Annotated in this window: 15 protein-coding genes; 9 read left to right on the forward strand and 6 right to left on the reverse strand. The window is 53.4% G+C overall.

Annotated features, from left to right (window positions below; genetic code table 11):
* Positions 1-51 precede the first annotated feature (51 nt).
* The 3 genes from ACFFJP_RS03600 to ACFFJP_RS03610 all read left to right on the forward strand — a co-directional run bounded on the left by ACFFJP_RS03600 (position 52) and on the right by ACFFJP_RS03610 (position 2,803).
* The gene (locus ACFFJP_RS03600; protein ID WP_377240607.1) at positions 52-867 is read left to right on the forward strand and encodes an SRPBCC domain-containing protein; all 816 of its coding nucleotides are present in this window, start codon (positions 52-54) and stop codon (positions 865-867) included.
* A gap of 138 nt (positions 868-1,005) precedes the next feature.
* Positions 1,006-1,302: a DUF6172 family protein gene (locus ACFFJP_RS03605; protein WP_377240609.1), complete on the forward strand. Its 297-nt coding sequence runs from the start codon at positions 1,006-1,008 to the stop codon at positions 1,300-1,302.
* A 106-nt stretch (positions 1,303-1,408) separates the two neighbouring features.
* Positions 1,409-2,803, forward strand: coding sequence for a DEAD/DEAH box helicase (locus ACFFJP_RS03610; protein WP_377240611.1), 1,395 nt, complete (start codon positions 1,409-1,411; stop codon positions 2,801-2,803).
* A gap of 73 nt (positions 2,804-2,876) precedes the next feature.
* Here the strand turns inward: ACFFJP_RS03610 and ACFFJP_RS03615 are convergent, their stop codons facing one another.
* A complete protein-coding gene (locus ACFFJP_RS03615; protein ID WP_377240613.1) occupies positions 2,877-3,701 on the reverse strand; it encodes an alpha/beta fold hydrolase in 825 nt (274 codons plus the stop codon).
* Between the two features lie 331 nt (positions 3,702-4,032).
* On the opposite strand from ACFFJP_RS03615, the gene ACFFJP_RS03620 reads away from it, so the two are divergent.
* The 5 genes from ACFFJP_RS03620 to ACFFJP_RS03640 all read left to right on the forward strand — a co-directional run bounded on the left by ACFFJP_RS03620 (position 4,033) and on the right by ACFFJP_RS03640 (position 6,517).
* Complete coding sequence (locus ACFFJP_RS03620) at positions 4,033-4,497, forward strand: GNAT family N-acetyltransferase (RefSeq protein ID WP_377240615.1); 465 nt, start codon at positions 4,033-4,035, stop codon at positions 4,495-4,497.
* Positions 4,498-4,592: 95 nt separating this feature from the next.
* Positions 4,593-5,072 carry a hypothetical protein gene (locus ACFFJP_RS03625; RefSeq protein ID WP_377240617.1) on the forward strand — a complete coding sequence of 160 codons (480 nt, stop codon included), beginning with the start codon at positions 4,593-4,595 and terminating at the stop codon, positions 5,070-5,072.
* A gap of 52 nt (positions 5,073-5,124) precedes the next feature.
* The gene (locus ACFFJP_RS03630; RefSeq protein ID WP_377240619.1) at positions 5,125-5,850 is read left to right on the forward strand and encodes an SIMPL domain-containing protein; all 726 of its coding nucleotides are present in this window, start codon (positions 5,125-5,127) and stop codon (positions 5,848-5,850) included.
* Positions 5,851-5,922: 72 nt separating this feature from the next.
* Complete coding sequence (locus ACFFJP_RS03635; protein WP_377240621.1) at positions 5,923-6,141, forward strand: DUF6500 family protein; 219 nt, start codon at positions 5,923-5,925, stop codon at positions 6,139-6,141.
* Positions 6,142-6,232: 91 nt separating this feature from the next.
* Positions 6,233-6,517 carry a hypothetical protein gene (locus tag ACFFJP_RS03640; RefSeq protein WP_377240623.1) on the forward strand — a complete coding sequence of 95 codons (285 nt, stop codon included), beginning with the start codon at positions 6,233-6,235 and terminating at the stop codon, positions 6,515-6,517.
* A gap of 132 nt (positions 6,518-6,649) precedes the next feature.
* Here the strand turns inward: ACFFJP_RS03640 and ACFFJP_RS03645 are convergent, their stop codons facing one another.
* The 5 genes from ACFFJP_RS03645 to ACFFJP_RS03665 form a co-directional block, all read right to left on the reverse strand.
* A complete protein-coding gene (locus tag ACFFJP_RS03645) occupies positions 6,650-9,007 on the reverse strand; it encodes a GH92 family glycosyl hydrolase (protein WP_377240625.1) in 2,358 nt (785 codons plus the stop codon).
* A 2-nt stretch (positions 9,008-9,009) separates the two neighbouring features.
* On the reverse strand, positions 9,010-11,418 hold the full coding sequence (locus ACFFJP_RS03650) for a GH92 family glycosyl hydrolase (protein WP_377240627.1): 2,409 nt from the start codon (positions 11,416-11,418) through the stop codon (positions 9,010-9,012).
* Between the two features lies 1 nt (position 11,419).
* A complete protein-coding gene (locus tag ACFFJP_RS03655; protein WP_377240629.1) occupies positions 11,420-12,646 on the reverse strand; it encodes an AGE family epimerase/isomerase in 1,227 nt (408 codons plus the stop codon).
* A gap of 282 nt (positions 12,647-12,928) precedes the next feature.
* Positions 12,929-14,167, reverse strand: coding sequence for a sugar MFS transporter (locus ACFFJP_RS03660; RefSeq protein ID WP_377240631.1), 1,239 nt, complete (start codon positions 14,165-14,167; stop codon positions 12,929-12,931).
* The gene (locus ACFFJP_RS03665) at positions 14,167-16,578 is read right to left on the reverse strand and encodes a GH92 family glycosyl hydrolase (RefSeq protein WP_377240633.1); all 2,412 of its coding nucleotides are present in this window, start codon (positions 16,576-16,578) and stop codon (positions 14,167-14,169) included. Before ACFFJP_RS03665 ends, ACFFJP_RS03660 begins: the two co-directional genes overlap by 1 nt.
* A 446-nt stretch (positions 16,579-17,024) precedes the next feature.
* Between ACFFJP_RS03665 and ACFFJP_RS03670 the strand changes: the two genes are divergently transcribed.
* On the forward strand, positions 17,025-18,032 hold the full coding sequence (locus ACFFJP_RS03670) for a LacI family DNA-binding transcriptional regulator (RefSeq protein ID WP_377240635.1): 1,008 nt from the start codon (positions 17,025-17,027) through the stop codon (positions 18,030-18,032).
* The last annotated feature ends 180 nt before the right edge of the window (positions 18,033-18,212 follow it).

Here is an 18,212-nt window from a genome sequence, read left to right on the forward strand (position 1 = left end):
CCAGAGGCCAAGCGCTATTACTTAAAACAGAGAAATTGCGGAGCACTATCGATGACCGAGCAAAACACTTTTAGCACCAGCCGGATCCTGCCGTTTTCGGCCAGTGCGATTTATCGCGCTTTTGCCGCGGCAGAGCAATTGGCCGCATGGTGGGGGCCGGCCGGTTTTACCAATAGTTTTGAAGTGTTTGAATTTCAGCCGGGCGGGCGCTGGCGGTTTGTCATGCGTGGCCCGGACGGGCGCGAATACGCCAATGCCAGCATTTTTACTGAACTGCAGCCCAATCACAAAATCGTGATCCGCCATGATTGTGCACCGTTTTTTACTTTAACGGTGTTGCTGACGCCACAAGACCAAGGCCGGCACACGCTGCTGAGCTGGCAGCAGGTGTTTGACGATGCCGACATCGCGCAGGCGGTGCGGCAAATTGTGGAACCTGCTAATGAGCAGAATCTGGACCGGCTGACGCAGTTACTGCAACAGCGCGCCCAACCGGTGTCGCCCTCAGCAATAGCCGCCAGTCTGACCGAGTTATGGTCGCCACGGATTGTCGGCGAAGTGGATGACAGCTATGTCAAAGTCGCCAAAGTACAGGGCACGCTGGCCTGGCACAGTCATGCACTTGAGGATGAACTGTTTCTGGTGTTAAAAGGCCAGTTGCAGATTGAAATAGAAGTCGGTACTGAGGTGCAAACGCTGGTGCTGAATGAAGGCGATATGTATGTGGTGCCCAAAGGCGTGCGTCACAATCCAATCGCGCCAGAGGAGTGCCATATTCTGCTGATTGAACGCAAAACGACTTTGCATACCGGGGATGTCGAGACCGAGAAAACCCGCTCTTTGGCCGAGCAATTACGACCGGTCTGAGCAGCACCTTGTGATGGTAGCAGGCCGATTTCACCGCCAATTCGCAGATATTGGCGGTCAACTGTCGCGTATCCATGTAGAATAGTGACATTAAGCTTTACGCTTTTTACTGTTGACTGCCCCTCTGTAGGAATTCCGATGAAAAAAACCTTCACTTTCGCCCATCCTAAACTGCAACCTGCCCGCGTTGCAGACTCGATCAAACATGAAATTAAAAAATATCTGAACCGGGAACGCCGTAAGCCGCTGCCGGCTGGTATGGATTACTGGACCTTTGATTGTCGGTTTGGCGCGTCCGCTGACACAGCCGCAAAAGTGTTTACCCCTGAAATCAATAAACATATTGATGCGGCAATGGCGCAGGAACTGACTGAGTTTTATGTCGAAATTCTGGCCCGTGCTTGTCAGCATCAGCCACGCACAAACGCAGAGTAAATCAGCCGCGTTGCACAAAATGCAAACAAAGCTCTGCCTGGACGGCGAAATGCTGTATATTCCGCCCCTCATTTTTTGACTGTAGCAATTCTACAGAGGATTTTTTATGCAATTTTCATCTTTAGATTTGGCTCCGGATCTGCAGCGCGCGCTGACAGAATGCGGCTACAGCGAAATGACTCCGGTGCAGGCACAAGCCATTGTGCCGGCGCGTCGTGGTAAAGATTTACAGGTTACGGCGCAAACCGGTACCGGCAAAACCGCTGCTTTTGCGGTGCCAGTATTACAGCGCATGCTGGACACGCCAAAACCTACCCAGGAAAAACGGCCACGCTGCCTGATCCTGACACCAACCCGTGAACTGGCGGAACAAATCGCCGACAATATCACCGCCTATGCCAAACACCTGCCTATCAGTATCACCGCGTTATACGGCGGCGTGAAAATGGGCGGTCAGGCCAATAAACTCAATGCCGGTGTTGATATTGTGATCAGCACACCAGGCCGCTTGTTAGAGCATATGTCGCTTGGCAATGTGATTTTATCTGACGTCGAATTTGTTGTGCTGGATGAAGCCGACCGGATGTTAGATATGGGTTTCAGCGCCGATGTGCTGAAACTGCTGCAAATGACCGCGACTAAACGTCAGACCATGCTGTTTTCTGCCACCACCTCACCGGCGGTGAATGAGCTGTCGCATAAAATTCTGCACAACCACCAGCAAATTCGTGTGACCAAGGTCAACAGTACCGCAGACACCGTGCACCATGTGGTGTATCCGGTGGAAGAAAGCCGCAAAATCGAATTGTTTGAACAGCTGCTGGCCGAGCAGAACTGGTTCCAGGTGCTGGTGTTCACCAGTACCAAAGAGCAGGCCGACCGTCTGCTGGCCGGTTTGCAACAACGTAAAATCAATGCCGCTGTCTGTCATGGTGATAAAAGCCAGGGCGCCCGTCGTCGCGCTATTGCTGAGTTTAAATCAGCGAAATTACAGGTGTTGATCGCCACTGAAGTGGCGGCCCGCGGTCTGGACATTCAGGGCCTCGATTACGTAGTGAATTTTAACCTGCCGTATTTACCGGAAGATTATGTGCACCGCATTGGCCGCACCGGTCGTGCCGGCGCCTCTGGTCATGCCGTGTCTTTTGTCAGCCGCGAAGAAGAGTTGACGTTAGAGCGCATCCAGAAACTGATTGGCAGCAAAATCAGCCGCGTGATCAAGCCAGGTTTTGAAGTCAGCAACCGCGTGTCTTTGCTGAAAAGCATTTCGCGCAAAGTCGTCTCAGGCCGTTCGAACAAAGCCAGTGAAACCTTTATTGAACTGGGCAGTTCCGGTAACGCCCAGCCAAAAGGCAAACCACGTCGCAGCAAACCAGCGCATGAAGTCGGCAGCGACGCAGCGAAAAAACCAGCAGCAAGACCACAGCAGCTGAAAAAGCCAACGGCGCCGAAAAAACCGGCCGCTGGTAACAGCAGTGGCCGTGGCAAACGCGCTTCTTAATTCACTGCTTTGATGTGACCGATGCCGCCACAGCTTGCTGTTGGCGGCATTGTTTTTTTCTACGACGCCTTTTTTACGGCTGGCGGATAAAATTCAGCAAATCTTCAATCAGCCGCAGTTTGTCACTGACAAACAGACCATGCGGCGCGCCGGCGTATTCCAGCAAGCTGGCATGCGCTATCCCTTTGGCGGCCAGCCGGGCCGAGGCGTCGATCGGCACTGTGTGATCTTCGGTACCATGTATGATCAGCGTCGGCACTTTAAAATGAACCAGATCCGGGCGGAAATCGGTGCTGGAAAACGACTTCAGGCAAGCCAGCGTGGCCTTAAAACTGGACTGCAGCGCGATCGTCTGCATCTGCGCCAGTAACTCGGCGCTGACCTGACGGCCCGGCTGGTCGGCGCCAAAAAAGCTGCGGAAAAACTGACTGAAGAATTTGGCGCGGTCGGTATGCAGCAGCCGGGCGGTGTCGTCAAACGCCGATTGAGCGGTACCGGTCGGATTGTCCGGGGTTTTCAGCCGAAACGGGACTACTGAGGAAATCAGCGCTGCTTTGGCTACTGATTTGCCGCCATGGCGCGACATGTAACGCGCCACTTCACCGCCGCCCATCGAAAAGCCGGCAATGATAGCGTCTGAGGAGCCGGTATGGTCGATCACGGCGGCGAGGTCATCACTGAGTGTGTCGTAGTCGTAACCGCTCCACGGTTGCGCCGAGCGGCCAAATCCGCGCCGGTCATAGGCGATAGCGCGAAAACCGGCATTGGCAATTTCCATGGCCACTTCATCCCAGCTGTCGGCCGATAAGGGCCAGCCATGGATTAGAATGACCGGCTGGCCGCTGCCCCAGTCTTTGACATAAAGTCTGGTGTTATCTTTGCCGCTGATATAGTTCATGCCGTTGCTCCTTTTTAGGTCAAATATCGCTGCGGCCATACGTCGCGCCGGTGCTTTGGCTGAATATATCTGTGATCTGCGCTGCGTACTGTGCGCCAGCAAACCGATAGCGTTATGCCGCCAGGCTGTGGTTTTCAGCTGAGGTTTTCAGCTGCGGTTGGCGGCAGGTAAAAGCTTGAGACCGCGAGTTATTTACGGTAGCGTAACGGTCTGTTAAAAAATGATGTTCAGAGGCGCTGTCACGAGGCCGGAATGACTATTTGCGCCGCACGAGAGGGCGAAAAGCTCACGATATCGCCAAATTCAGTTTTTAAGTGCTTACAAGGTTTTTATGACGGACGTGTTATTAAGAAAGGCCGTGCCTGCTGACATCGGGCAGTTGGTCGAGTTGTGTCAGTTGCATGCCCAGTATGAAGGGGCGACTTATGATCCGATGGGGAAGGCGGATAAATTAGCGCAAGTCTTAGTTGCCGACCCTGCTGTGCTGCATTGTCTGGTTGCCGTTTCAGGTAGCACCCTGCTGGGTTATGCCACTGCGACGAAAGAATTTTCTACCTGGGATGCCGACTATTACCTGCATATGGATTGCCTGTATCTGCGCGCCGAAGCCCGGGGGGTGGGGCTTGGTACGCAGTTTATTAATCAGTTGAAAGCCCTGGCGCGGCAGCTGAACTGTTCGCATCTGCAGTGGCAGACTCCGGCGAACAACGACAAAGCCATAGCGTTTTATCACCAACAGCAGGCACGCAGTAAAGATAAAAAGCGTTTTTATCTGGATGCTGGTGTCGAAGAATAAAACGGCATAGTCGTTGAGCCAATCGTTTTTATCGAAGTTAAAACAGGAACACTGATGAAATTTTTAAGTCTGGTTATCATCGTTTGAGGACTTTTGTGTATCTGTTAAATATCAATAAATTAAAGAATAAAATCCTGACAGGTAACTTCGGCGAGCGGGATCGTTTTCTCTATTTGCTGATGTACCTGTTGTTAAACGCGGCGTCAGGAGAGTATTTAACGACTACAGCGCGAGCCGAGGCCGGCCTTCGTGATTATTTGCTGTCGATTTACTCTGTATCGCTGGTTGGTGTTGGCACTTATCTCGCCTACCTGGCCAATGGCGCTGCCGCGGGTCGAGATTTTGTCGGTAAGTTTTTTGCAGTCAGTCTGATCATGACGATTCGTTTTTTGCTGTTCATACTGCCACTGATTGCGGGCTGGGTTTATTTCAGTTTTTCTGCTGCTATGCGCGGTGAGTCGGCTGTTGGTGATGCTTTTATCTTGGTCCCATTTATTGCCTGGGGCTTGTTGTTGTATTACCGGATTTACCGCCATATGGCGGATTTAAAAGATGCGCCGATGGCGCAAAGCTAGTAGTGCTGTCCCGCTAACGCGCGCCTGCCTACTTTTATCAGGAGCTGTATTTATGAAATTCGTTCTCGCTGTCGCCCTTGCGCTAAGTAGTTTTGTTAGTCTGGCCTCGCCGTTGCCGGATTTCCCCTTTGTCGCCGTGACCGGCCAAAGCAGTAAACAAGTGGCGCCGGACAGTGTCACTGTGACCTTTAGCATTACCACCTTTCACCAGACTGCCGAAGTGGCAAATGCGCAACTCAGTCAGGCCAGCACAAAGGTGTTGGCAGTATTAAAAGCCAATGGCGTGAGTGATGAGCAGGTCACTGCTTATGAGCTGGAGAAGTCGGAAAAACGTAAACGCGATGACAACTATAACGAGCTGGAGATTCTCGGTTATGACTTAAACCGCCGCTTTGAAGTCCGTCTCAGCTCATTAAAACAATATCCGACCTTGCTGGCGCAGCTATACGCCGCTGAATACGTGCACAACCTCAATAGTGTTTTTGACACCAGTGAGCGCGATGTGGTTGAAACGGCTTTGATCAGTGCGGCAGCGGCACAAGCGCGCAAAAAAGCTGAACAGATGGCAGAAGGGCTGGGCGTAAAAATCCACAGCGTATTCGCCTTTAATGATTCCGGTTCGTTTAGCAGTTTTTTTGCCACTTTTGGCGTCAGTGATAGCACCTTAGTCAACGCCGAGATGTCGGCGAGCCGAACCGGAGCTGCTCAGCAGGTGTTGGTGCCACAATTTATTGAAATCTCTAAAACCGTCAATGTGATTTATAAAATTACGCCCTGATTTTATTGGTAGTTTTATCAACGAATAAGACCTGGCCGTTAGTGGGCTGTGACAAACAAAACCGGGATAGCGATGCGTGCATCATTAAGGGAAAAAATCCTCGCGGTCTGTGACAAACAAATCCAGGCTAAAGGCGAGACTGTTGGGTTGTCATTTTATGCATTTTTTGCCAATAAAAATGACGATCCGGCGCTGCTGATGGAAGCGGCCAGTTGGTGGATCCAAACGCATCAGCTGGACCATTTTGAAAAAGCCCGGAAAATCAGAACCATGGTGGCTGCGGGGCTTTAAACCGCTTGCTGATATTTTTAGCGGGATCTGGCATGGACAGGTTAATGTTGGATGTGAACCGGTGTCTTGGCATGGTACCGGGAGTGCTTTGATGCTGAACCTGAAACAGCCGCGTTTGGCGCTGGTGACGGTGTTGTTATGGCTTGGCGCTGTGCTGGCTGCTTTGTTCAGCGCTAACCCAGGCTTATTCTCAGTAGTGGCTGCGCTGGCCACGGCGGCGCTGTTTTTCTTCCCAATCCGCTATGACGCGCGCGATGTCGTTGCGGAAAAGGCCCGCACACCATTAACGGTGGCGATTTCGCCGTTATTGTTGTGGGGCCTGCTTGTTGTGTTGTTTCTCGGGTTTTGCGCACTGGTGTTTGGTTTTGGGCGGTGACCGTACGGCGTGTGACGCCCAGCGGGCTGCGCTGGCCGATACCTACGATCGAATTTTAAATGGTAGATACGGTAAGCAACGCGCCACCGTACAAACGCGTCATAGTTAAATGTTCCATTACCTGGTTGTTGATTAATCCTTCGCACTTAACTCCAATACACCGCCTTGCACCAGCGCCTGATGCGTAACAAAGGGCGTTGGCAGCGCCTGTTGATTCCATAACAACTGACCGCTGGTTTTCTGTTTAATTTCAATTATTTTGCCCGGATAAAACTGCGGGTCCAGCGCGATGCGGGCGGCTTTGATGCGGGGTTGAAACAGCGTGTAATTCGGTGTGCCCGGCTCGGTGGGGTAGAGACCAAGCATGCTGAACACCAGCCAGGCCGACAGCGTGCCGGCGTCGTCGTTGCCGGGTAAACCGGCCGCAGTCAGGCCGTAATGCTGTTGGATTAACTGTTGAACCCTGAGGCTGGTGGCGGCGCGGCTGCCGGGGCGATCTGTTTCTAAGTAATTGTATAAAAATGGATAACTGATATCCGGCTCATTCGCCATATCAAACTTTTTTAAATCAAAGGTTTGGTCGAGCGCAGTGCGAAAGGCTTCTGGCCCGCCGAGTAAAGCAATCAGCTGCGGCATCGCGTGCGGCAGATAAAACCGATAATTCCAGGCGGTGCCTTCGATGTAACCTGATGTAGGTTCAAAATTCCTGCCACCATCCGGATTAAAGCCGCTAAGCCACTGACCGTTTTTTTGTTTTGGTCTGAACATGCCGGTGCCCTTTGTAAGAGCTGAGTCAAATAACCGGCTATACAACTGCGCCTGCGCGGCAAAAGAAGCCGCATCGGCATCATGGCCCAGTGCTTTGGCAAACCCAGCCAGATTAAAGTCGGCGAGATAATATTCCAGGCTAGTCGACACTGAGCCATCAAACGGGCCTTCATCATCAACCGGCACATAACCAAGCTGCAGATAATCACTGTTTTCTGGCCGGATCGGGTTTTTTGCCTGCATCCGCGCGGCTTGTTGCTGGCCAGGTTTGGCGTTGAAATCCGGCTTGCTGACGCTGGAAGGGGTCAGCGCGGCGCGGCGCATCGCCTGATAAGCGGCGGCGTGGTCAAAATCAGTCAGGCCACGCTGATAACTGTCGTTGACCATCACCGTCGCCGGGTCGCCGACCATCACGGCTTTTTCCATGCCGGCCAGTTCCCACTTTGGCAAGTAACCAGCTTCAGTGCCCATCGCGACCACCGATTGCAGCATCTGCGTCTGAATGGCCGGATATACCAGACTCAGCAGCGGGTGCAGATTGCGATGGGTGTCCCACAACGAAAACACGCTGTAACGCGGGCTCTTGCCAGTGCTATTGCCGTTGCCACTGCCGGCCGGGCCAAACTTAGGATAATCGCCGTTGACGTCACTAATCACCGAAGGGTGGATCAGGCTGTGGTACAGCGCGGTATAAAAGCGGATTTTATCTTCAGTTGTCGCGTCAATATCGATGCGGCTTAACAACGCATCCCAGGCCATACGGGCTTTATTGCGCGTCTCGTCGAAGGCAAATTGCGCTTGTTCCTGTGCTAAATTTTGCCGGGCATTGGCGATCGAAACAAAAGAAATCGCCAGCTGCAATTCAATCTGTTCGCCTTGCTTCAGGTCATAACTGAAATAAGCGCCGATATCATCGCCGGCCAGCTCCTGGCGGTAATTCGGATATGGCTTGTAGCTTTGATTATGCGAACTCCAGTCTGCTTCGACTGCGCGCACCGCCGGCATTTTTTTATACAGGCCAGCCACTTTGGGCGCTTTGTTGACGCGGGCGACAAAATACACCGGCCGCGCCTGTTCGCTGTGATAACAAAAAGTGCCGATTTGGCGATAGCCTTCCACTTCTGTGTCCGAAACCAGCTTCGCCATGGCGCCGCTTTCATTACTGAGGCCAAGGCCCAAATTCAGCAGAATATGCGCTTCACCGGCCGCAAAGGTGTAGCGGCTAATGCCACTGCGTTGTGTGCTGGTCATCTCAGCACGCGTTTGGTATTTGCTTAAAGTGGTGGCGTAATAGCCGGCATTGGCGCGCTCATCCTGATAAGTACTGCCGTATAAAGCTGGGTCCAGCTGCAACGCGCCTGTGGTCGGCATGGCCAGTAACACGCCGAGGTCCGGGCAACCGACACCGCTTAAATTGACATGACTGAAACCGGTCAAAAATTGGTTTTCTTTGACGTACACCCGCGAATTCCACGCGGCGTCTTTGTCAAACGGATTTAACTTACCGCCCAAAGCCACATTAAACGGCGAGACCGACAACAGCGCATGCGGATATTGGGCGCCGGGGTGGGTGGCGCCAAAATTTGCGGTGCCAATCATCGGGTCGACATATTGGGAAGGCGCCGGGCTATAAGGCGCTGGCGTTGTTGCCGTCGCCTTTGTGGTGGCTAGGGCCGCCGGGACCAGCAGCGAGCTAAATAACAAAACCAAGTTTCTACGCATGGTTAAAAACCCCCGGTTGGCGCTGGACTTGCGCTCATATCAAATTCCAGCACACCGCCTGCCAGCAGCGCCTGATGCGATAACAGCGGCCCTGTCACAGCTCGACCATTCAGCCGGACCACTTTGACATAAGGATGCTGTTCACTTTGATTATTCGCGATAATTTTCAGCACTTTACCATTACCAAGCCGAAGCGTCGCCTGCCGTACCAGCGGCGAACCCAGCACATAGTCGCCCGACACCGGGTCGACCGGATAAAAGCCCAGCGCGCTGAACAAATACCAAGCGGACATCTGACCGGCGTCTTCATTGCCCGCCAGACCATCCGGCACAGGCTGATACAGCGTTCGCATAATCTGCCGCACTAAGGCCTGCGTTTTATCCGGCCGGCCGGCGAGGGCGTATAAATACGGCACATGATGGCTTGGTTCGTTGCCATGCACATATTGGCCAATAAAACCGGAGATCCATTCCGGCAGGCCGTGATTGTCGCCAAGCGTGTCGGTGCTATGCACAGGCGCAGCAGCGCCTTTTTTCTGTTGTCCGGTTAAAAACATCGCATCCAGTTTGGCAACAAAAGCCTGCTGTCCGCCATGCAGGGCAATTAGTCCAGCCACATCATGCGGGACAAAAAAACTGTATTGCCAGGCATTGGCTTCACAATAATCTTCCGGGTGGTACGCCTTTGGGTCAAACGGCAGGCGGAACTGGCCCTGGTTGTCTTTGGCGCGCATAAAGCCGCTGGCCGCATCAAAATGCTGGCGGTAGTTCTGCGCGCGCCGGCTAAATTCGGCGGCGATGTCGGCCTTGCCAAGCCGGTGGGCGAGGCGGGCAATGGCCGAGTCGTCAAAAGCATATTCCAGCGTCAATGCGACGTTCCAGGGTCTTTCGCTAAAAGGCACATAACCGAGCTGGCGGTAGCTCTGGATGCCAAATTGGTCGTCGTTGGCACTGGTCATCGCTGCCTGCAAAATCATCGCGCCGAGCTGGCCATCCGGATCTGGCAATAAACCTTTGAGGTAGCTGTCGACCAATACCGGCACTGCGTGATAACCCAGCATCATGTCGGTTTCATTGCCCTGGAAATTCCATACCGGCAGCCGACCAGCGCTTTGATAATGTTCCAGCAGGCTTAACATCATCGCCTGATGGCGTGGTGTATCAAACAAGGTTTTCCATGGATGCAGCGCGCGGAACGTATCCCACAGGCTGAAAAAGTCATAATGCTGATTGCTGCTTAGCGCCTGCCCGGCGTTGTTGTGGTGACTGCCCAGCGGGGAATTGGCGCGCTGCAGGCGATGCACCTGGCCATCCGGGCCGCGATATTGGCCATCGGCGTCGCTATAGACGCGGGGCGCTAAGGCGCTATGGTACAGCGCAGTATAAAACTGAGTTTGGGTCTGTGCATCCGCGTTTATCTGCACTTGCGACAGTTCGGCGCGCCAGGCGGATTGCGCCTGCGCCAGTGTTGTGGCGAAGTTGCCGGTTTGCTGGTCAGGCGCGGAAGCTGTGGTGGTTTGTGTCGCCAGATCGGCCGCTAAATTGGCCGCAGCTCCGGCCACGCTGACGGAACTGAGAGCAGTGCGCAACAGTACTTCATTACCCGCGCTGGCATCGAGTTGCAGCTGAAACAGCGTTGGTCCGGCCTGTGCGCATTGGCTTAAGTCCGCCGGCAGTGCTGTGGGCAAGCTGCGAGCCGCTTTGAGCGGGACAGAGCTTTTGCTGTAAAAAAACACTTTTTGATCTTTGGCCCAGCCGCTGGAAAAGCGGTAGCCGGCCAGCGTGTAGGCGTCAGGCTGATACAAGCAAGTAGCGGTGGTGCTGTCCCAGTTGCGACTATAAGTGAGATCCAGCTGCAACATCGCCGGCGTGCCAGATTGCAAATATCGGTAGCGCTGCAGACCGGAGCGCAGCGCGGCGGTCAGTTCTACCTCAATCTGACTGTCCTCAAGCAGCACCCGGTAATAACCGGGGCTGGCCTTTTCATTGCTATGGCTGAAGCGCTCAGTCCGCACGCGGGCATCCTTACCACCTGCTGCCGGCAAGGTTTGGAAAAAGTCACCGCTGAACGGTAAAAACGAGATGTCGTATAAATCGCCGGCACCGGTGCCGGATAAATGCAAATGACTGAAACCAGCAATTTGCGTATCCGGGTAAAAATAGCCGCTGATCCAATCCCAGCCGCTGCGGCCATTGTCGGGGCTTAACTGCACCATGCCATAGGGCACTGTCGCGCCTGGGTAAGTTTTGCCTTTGCCGTCGGTGCCAATTAGCGGATTGACCCACTGCAGCGGGTCTGCAGTAGTGAGGGGCGACGATGCTGTCTGTTGCTGGCAACCAGTCAGCACCAGACAGGTGACAGGGAATACAGAGGCCAGCAGTGCCAGCCGGACTTTCTGACCCCGGCCCATGTTAAACCGCACTCCCGTGGTTAGCAGTGTCGCCCAGCGTGGTGACGCCCATACCACGCAGCACTTCAATCACCGCGCACAGCGTGTGGTAGTCACATTTAGCGCCAGCCGCTGATTTTTCATTGCTGACTTTTTGATTGGAGCGGGTCAGCAAGCGGAACCAGGCACCATACTGATGGTCGACCATATGCTCCCAGCTGTATTGCCACAACGCCTGATAAGCAGCCATATAACTGATACTGCCGGTTGCCTGATACAGCAGGGCAGCGGCAGCCATCGATTCGGCTTGCACCCAGAAATACTTGTCGTCGTCACACCAACGGCCGTCCGGCGCGAAACCATAGACCAAACCGCCATGCTGATGATCCCAGGCCTGCTCATAGGCGCGGTCAAACAATGCGCGGGCGCGGTTCAACATCCAGGCTTCGTTTTTGTGCCGGTGCAGAATAAGCAGCAACTTGGCCCATTCCGTTTGATGGCCCGGCTGGAAACCCCAGGGGCGGTACAGGTTTTTCGGATCGTCTTTGTTGTACTCAGTGTCGATTTGGAAATCCGCCGTGTAATGCTCCCAGACCAGACCGTCGGTCAAATCGGCCTGACGCACAGCGATATTTTCCGCCAGGGTCGAAGCACGGTCCAGAAACAGCGTATCGCCACAAGCTTCAAACGCGGCCAGCATCGCTTCACATAAATGCATATTGGCATTTTGGCCACGGTAGCTGCTGAGCACACCTTGCTGGCTCAGCTCGTCCGCGTACAGACCAAAATCAGCCTGCCAGAAACGTTGTTCCAGCAGTTGATACACACGATGCAGCTGCGCTTTGTCGCGCAGGCCAGCTTTGACCGCTGCGGCGTAGGCTAGCATGACGAACGCATAACCATAGGCCTGTTGGGTGTTATCGACCGGCTGATGGTCCTGCAGGGTCCAGGCATAACCACCGGAGCCATCGGCCATTAATTGCTCGCGCCAGTGCACGTGTTCCAGATACTGCAGGCCATGTTCGGCAATAGCTTTGTAGTCGTCACGGCCAAATAACAGCGCCGCGCTGACATAGTTGACGATAATGCGGGTGCTGCTGACCAACTGGCGAAAACCCGGCGCAAACAAAGTGCCGTCATCGAGATAGTTATGAAAATAACCGCCGGACGGGTCGACCACTTTGTCATCGTAAAACTTCAGGATGTCCTGGCAATGCTGTAATAAAAATTCTGTGGTGTAAAAATTCATGGGCTCACCTTTTTGTCGAAATAAATTCAGTTGTCGGGATCTGTATGCAATACCCGTAATGCGATAACCGGTGGGTGTCGCTTCGCTCTACCCACCCTACGTTTTGGCTCTGGCGTAGGGTGTAATGAGCGCAGCGAATTGCACCGTGATATACCCGTTATCCGTTATGCGATAACCGTTATGCGATAACCGTTATGCGATAACCGGTGAGTGTCGCTTCGCTCTGCCCACCCTACGTTTTGGCTCTGGCGTAGGGTGCAAAAAGCGCAGCGATTTGCACCGTCAGTTCCTGCTGGCACGCCAGTGCCACAATGCAAATCCGGCGATATAGATATAAGCCAGCAGCGGCACGATAAAACTCTGTTGCACGCCAACAGTGTCAGCCGCAATGCCTTGCAGCAAAGGGAGCAACGCGCCGCCGACAATGGCCTGACATAACAAACCCGAACCGCGGCTGGTCAGGCTACCCAAGCCGGCGATGCCGTGGGTGAAAATGGTCGGGAACATAATCGAATTAAAAAAGCCGATGGCAATGACCGCCACCGCGGCCAGCATGCCGGTTTGGCTCATCGTCAGCAGTAACAGCGCAATCGCAATAACCGCGTGTACGGCCAGCACCAGTAACGCATTGATATAGCGTGTGATCACGGCGCCGGCAAAGCGGCCCAGCATAGCGCCGCCCCAATAATAACTGACCCAGGTGCTTGCGGTTTGTTCGTTAAAAGCGCCGAGTTCCGGCAGTGCCAGATAGTTAATCAGGAAACTGCCAATCGACACTTCTGCACCGACATACAGGAAAATCGCCGCGACGGCGCCGTAAAAATGCAGTGGCAGCTGCTGTTTGGTTGAGTGTGTAGCCGGTGCTGTGACTGTGACATCAGGTTCAACCTGTAAAGTTGGCAGACGAAGCCGGGCAAATATCACTGTCACCACCAGACAAAATCCAGCCAGTAACAGGTAGGGCAGCTGCACAGCTTTGGCACCGGCACTGGCGGCGCCAAAAATCAGCGCTGCACCAAATAGTGGTGCTAACGTGTGACCCAGCGAATTCACCGCTTGTGCCAGGCTGAGCCGGCTGGCGGCCGTGCGGGCGCTACCAAGAGCTGCAACATAAGGATTCGCCGACACCTGCAGCAGTGTGATACCGCCAGCCAGTACAAACAGCGCGGTCAGGAATAGCGGATAGGTCGCCAGTTCCGCCGCCGGGTAAAACAACAAACAGCCGGCGGCCAGCGTCACCAGACCACTCAGGATGCCGCCTAAAAAACCAATCCGTTCAATCAGGCGGCCGGCCAATGGCGACAGTAAAAAATAGGCGCCAAAAAAACATAGCTGCACCAGCATGGCCTGGGTGTAGCTCAGGTCAAACGCCGCTTTGAGGTGCGGGATCAGAATGTCATTTAGCGCTGTGACAAAACCCCAGATAAAAAACAATGAAGTCATCGCCAGAAACGCGAAATGACCGCGTGGGGTGTCACCAGCGCTGTTTGCCGCAGTCGCGGAAGTGGGCATAAAAGCCATTAGTGGGTGTCCTTGTTGAGGTGGCTGTCCGCCATTGTTGTTGCTTCCGCCGCGGTTGAAACTGAATAAGGCCGGCTTTGTTCATTGACCCCACGGCTGGTATTGGGCGTGGCGCTCATGTCAAACCGCAGTTCGCCACCTTGCAGCAGTTCGTTATGGCGCAGGAAGTTCTGCTCTACCGGTTGACCATTCAACTGCAGTGCCTGCACAAAAGGTCTGTCCTGTTGATTGTTTAACGCATTGATTTGCAGCTGTTTACCTTGCGGCAAGGTCAGAGTGACGGCATTAAACAGCGGGCTGCCAATGACATATTCCGGCACACCAGGCGTCACCGGATAAAAACCGAGCGCCGAGAACACATACCAGGCTGAGGTTTGGCCGTTGTCCTCATCACCGGCATAACCGTCCGGCGCCGCGCTGTAGAGTTTTTGCATGATCCGGCGTACTTCGGCCTGAGTGCGCCACGGTTTGCCGGCATAGTTGTACAGATAAGGCATATGTTGGATCGGCTGATTGCCATGGGCGTAATTGCCAAAATCAACAATCTGCATCTCGCGAATTTCGTGGATGGTGAAGCCGTAGTAGGAATCATCGAAGCCTGGCGCCATGTTAAACACGGTGTCGAGTTTGGCACTGAACAGCTCGTCACCGCCCATCAGTTGCTTCAGGCCAGCGATGTCATGAAACACCGACCAGCTGTAATGCAGGCTGTTACCTTCGGTAAAGGCATCGCCCCATTTCAACGCATTAAACGGGCTCTGGAATTGGCCGTCTTTGTTACGACCGCGCATCCAGCCACTGTCGGCATCAAATAAGAGACGATAGTTTTGCGCTTGTGCGGTAAAGCGTTTGGCATCCTCAGTTTTGCCCAAAGCCGTGGCTAAGCGCGCCAGGTTAAAGTCGGCAAAAGCGTATTCCAGTGTGCGGGCGGCGTTTTCGTGAATGCCGACGTCATAAGGCACATAACCGAGCTGATTGTAAAAGTGCAGGCCTTCACGGCCGACTGATTTGGCCGGCCGGCCGGCTTCAACCCGGGTATTTTTCAGTGCAGCCTGATACAGCGTATCGATATCAAAACCGCGGATACCTTTGGCATAAGCGTCGGCGATGATCACCGCTGAATTCGAGCCAATCATCACGTCGCGATGGCCTGGGCTCGCCCATTCCGGCAGCCAGCCGGATTCCTTATAGGTGTTGACCAGACCTTGCATGATGTCACTGGCCAGTTCTGGATACATCAGATGGAAAAATGGAAACACGGCACGGAAGGTATCCCAGAAACCGTTATCGGTGAACATTTTGCCGGGCAGCACCTGACCATTGTATGGGCTGTAATGCACGGTTTGGCCGGTGGCGTCGGTTTCATAAAAGCGCCGTGGGAACAACAACACGCGATACAAAGCTGAATAGAAGGTTTTAATGTCATCCGGATAACCTTGTTGCACCCGGATGCGGCCAAGTTGTTGTTGCCACTCGGTATCGGCTTTGGCCAAGGTGTCGGCAAAACGGTCGTTGCCAATTTCCTGCTGCAGATTCAGCTCGGCCTGGGCGGAACTAATAAAGGACGACGCCACTTTCACTTCAATCTGTTCGCCTTTGACCGTGTCAAAACCCAGAACGGCGCCGACGTGCTGGCCGCTCTGTTCAATACTGTTCGGCTGTAACTGATAGCCATCGCCAAAGGTATGCTGCAGCTTAAATGGCTTACTGAATTCTAAAACGAAGTAGTTATGAAAGTTGTCCGGCACGCCGCCATGGTTATTGCGGGCATAACCAATAATTTTGCGCTGCTCGGGCAGGATTTTGACCATCGATCCTTTATCAAAGGCATCCAGCACTATGTACGACGCTTTATTTTCCGGGAAAGTGAAGCGGAACTGGGCAGCGCGGGCGGTCGGCGTGACTTCGGCCGTCACGTCATAATCGGCCAGATAGACTTTGTAATGATGCGGTTTGGCCGTTTCGGTTTTGTGCGAGAACCAGGAAGCGCGGTCGTCTTGACTAAACTTCAAAGCGCCGGTCACCGCCATCAGCGCAAAAGCACCGTAATCATTGAGCCAGGGGCTGGGTTGATGGGTTTGTTTGATGCCACGGATTTTGTGCTGATCGTATTGATAGGTCCAGCCATCGCCAATTTTTGCCGTCATCGGCGTCCAGAAATGCATGCCCCAGGGCATCGCGACTGCCGGATAGGTATTGCCGTGTGACAGCTCAAAGCTTGAGTCTGTCCCCATCCGGGTGTCGACATAACTCAATAAGTTCTGCTGCGGCCGGATCTGGTCAGTGGGGAGTGGTGCCGGAAGCAGTGCAGACTGCGTTGCGGTAGCCGTCAAAGCCGGGCCTGGTTGTTGTTGGCAGGCCAGCAGCGTAGTGAAGCTACTGCATAGCAGCAAGGTTCTGATTTTAAACATGAAATTTCAGCCTCTTCTGGAGTCCTTGCCACTTTTCTCAACGCAACTGCACCAGCGATTACGCCGGAATCATTCAGCTAAAGGTTGCAAGGACGGATAAAATTTGCCCGACTGTAATCGATTACATTTAAAATTGTCCAGTGGATTTTCGGCTGGTACAGCCAGTGTGATGGCAGGCCTTGATGTGTATGGTTAGATGTTTTGCTGCTATGCTAAGTTTTGTTCCAATGTTAACGTTTACATTGTGTTGTGCGACAATACTTGCGCATTCGCTTTGGCAGTGGTTATATAGCTTTTGTCGTGTTTGAATTCGCGCTAAGATGGTCAAATAACTTGCTGATCTTTAATAAGATGATCTTGTTACAGTTGTTTCTGTAACAGATGAATCTGAATAACGCGAACAGTCAGATCTGTGTATTTACATTCCGCTGTGGGAAGGTTCCGCAATGACCAATATTAAAAAAGTCAGTGAGCTGGCAGGTGTGTCGACCGCAACAGTGTCCCGCACGCTAAAATCACCGGACCAGGTGTCGGAAGCGACAAGGGAAAAAGTGCTGGAAGCGGTCAAAGCCGCCGGCTACCGGCCGAACTGGCTGGCCAGCAGCGTCAAATCTGGCCGCTCGAATACCATTGTGGTGTTGGTGCCCAACTTGGTGAACCCGTTTTTTATGCGCATTATCGGCGGTATTGAACAGGCGGCGCAGGAAAAAGGTTTTTCAGTGCTGCTCGGCGATACGCAAGGCTCACCCGAACGCGAACATGAATATGCCAGCATGGTGCTGACCAACCGCGCCGATGGCTTGATCCAGCTCGACCATTCGTTTCCATTTTCAGCAGCAGACGCGGATTTAGCCGGTGATTTACCGATGGTCAGTGTCTGTGAGCGCATCCATAGCGAGAAAAAATATCCGGTGATTGAGCTGGATAACTACGCCGCGAGCCGTGCCTTAGCGCACCATTTGTTGGGTTATGGCCACAAACATTTTGCTGCCATTGTTGGTCAGGTCAGCAGTCAGATTTACCGCGAGCGTTTAGCCGGGATCCGTAGTGTGTTGCAGGAAGAACAAATCCCGTTTGAGCAAAGCCAAATCACCGGCGGTGCTTATACCATTGAAGCCGGCATCGCCGGGATAGCGCATCTGTTGAGCTTGCCGCAGCGGCCGACTGCGATTTTTTGTTTTAATGATGATATTGCCATCGGCGCCGTGCATGCGATTAAAAAAGCCGGGCTGCGGGTGCCGGAAGATATCTCCGTGGTCGGTTTTGATAACATCAAAGTGTCGGCGTTTATCGATCCGCCGTTGACCACTGTCGACCAGCCGGCCTATGACATGGGCCGGCGTGCGGTGGATGTTTTGGTCAGCCAAATTCGTGGTGAACCCTTAGCTCGCAGCAAAGAAGTCCTGCCATTTCAATTGATTGAACGCGAAAGCAGCGGCCCGGCGCCGGTGTGATACCCGAGATGTGATACCCAGTTTTCGGTATCTGGTGGGTTTCACTTCGTTCTACCCACCCTACGTTTGTCTCCGCCGTAGGGTGCAATGAGTTTGCGAATTGCACCGTGATACCCGGTATGTGATACCCAGTATCCCGTATTTGGTGGGTTTCGCTTTGCTCTACCCACCCTACGATTG

The organism is Rheinheimera tilapiae, assembly GCF_042432165.1.
GTDB lineage: Bacteria > Pseudomonadota > Gammaproteobacteria > Enterobacterales > Alteromonadaceae > Pararheinheimera > Pararheinheimera tilapiae.

Bases quoted from the DNA above. Each gene is read 5' to 3' on its own strand.
- ACFFJP_RS03600 (WP_377240607.1), top strand. From the start codon at position 52: ATGACCGAGCAAAACACTTTTAGCACCAGCCGGATCCTGCCGTTTTCG.
- ACFFJP_RS03605 (WP_377240609.1), top strand. From the start codon at position 1,006: ATGAAAAAAACCTTCACTTTCGCCCATCCTAAACTGCAACCTGCCCGC.
- ACFFJP_RS03610 (WP_377240611.1), top strand. From the start codon at position 1,409: ATGCAATTTTCATCTTTAGATTTGGCTCCGGATCTGCAGCGCGCGCTG.
- ACFFJP_RS03615 (WP_377240613.1), bottom strand. From the start codon at position 3,701: ATGAACTATATCAGCGGCAAAGATAACACCAGACTTTATGTCAAAGAC.
- ACFFJP_RS03620 (WP_377240615.1), top strand. From the start codon at position 4,033: ATGACGGACGTGTTATTAAGAAAGGCCGTGCCTGCTGACATCGGGCAG.
- ACFFJP_RS03630 (WP_377240619.1), top strand. From the start codon at position 5,125: ATGAAATTCGTTCTCGCTGTCGCCCTTGCGCTAAGTAGTTTTGTTAGT.
- ACFFJP_RS03635 (WP_377240621.1), top strand. From the start codon at position 5,923: ATGCGTGCATCATTAAGGGAAAAAATCCTCGCGGTCTGTGACAAACAA.
- ACFFJP_RS03640 (WP_377240623.1), top strand. From the start codon at position 6,233: ATGCTGAACCTGAAACAGCCGCGTTTGGCGCTGGTGACGGTGTTGTTA.
- ACFFJP_RS03645 (WP_377240625.1), bottom strand. From the start codon at position 9,007: ATGCGTAGAAACTTGGTTTTGTTATTTAGCTCGCTGCTGGTCCCGGCG.
- ACFFJP_RS03650 (WP_377240627.1), bottom strand. From the start codon at position 11,418: ATGGGCCGGGGTCAGAAAGTCCGGCTGGCACTGCTGGCCTCTGTATTC.
- ACFFJP_RS03655 (WP_377240629.1), bottom strand. From the start codon at position 12,646: ATGAATTTTTACACCACAGAATTTTTATTACAGCATTGCCAGGACATC.
- ACFFJP_RS03660 (WP_377240631.1), bottom strand. From the start codon at position 14,167: ATGGCTTTTATGCCCACTTCCGCGACTGCGGCAAACAGCGCTGGTGAC.
- ACFFJP_RS03665 (WP_377240633.1), bottom strand. From the start codon at position 16,578: ATGTTTAAAATCAGAACCTTGCTGCTATGCAGTAGCTTCACTACGCTG.
- ACFFJP_RS03670 (WP_377240635.1), top strand. From the start codon at position 17,025: ATGACCAATATTAAAAAAGTCAGTGAGCTGGCAGGTGTGTCGACCGCA.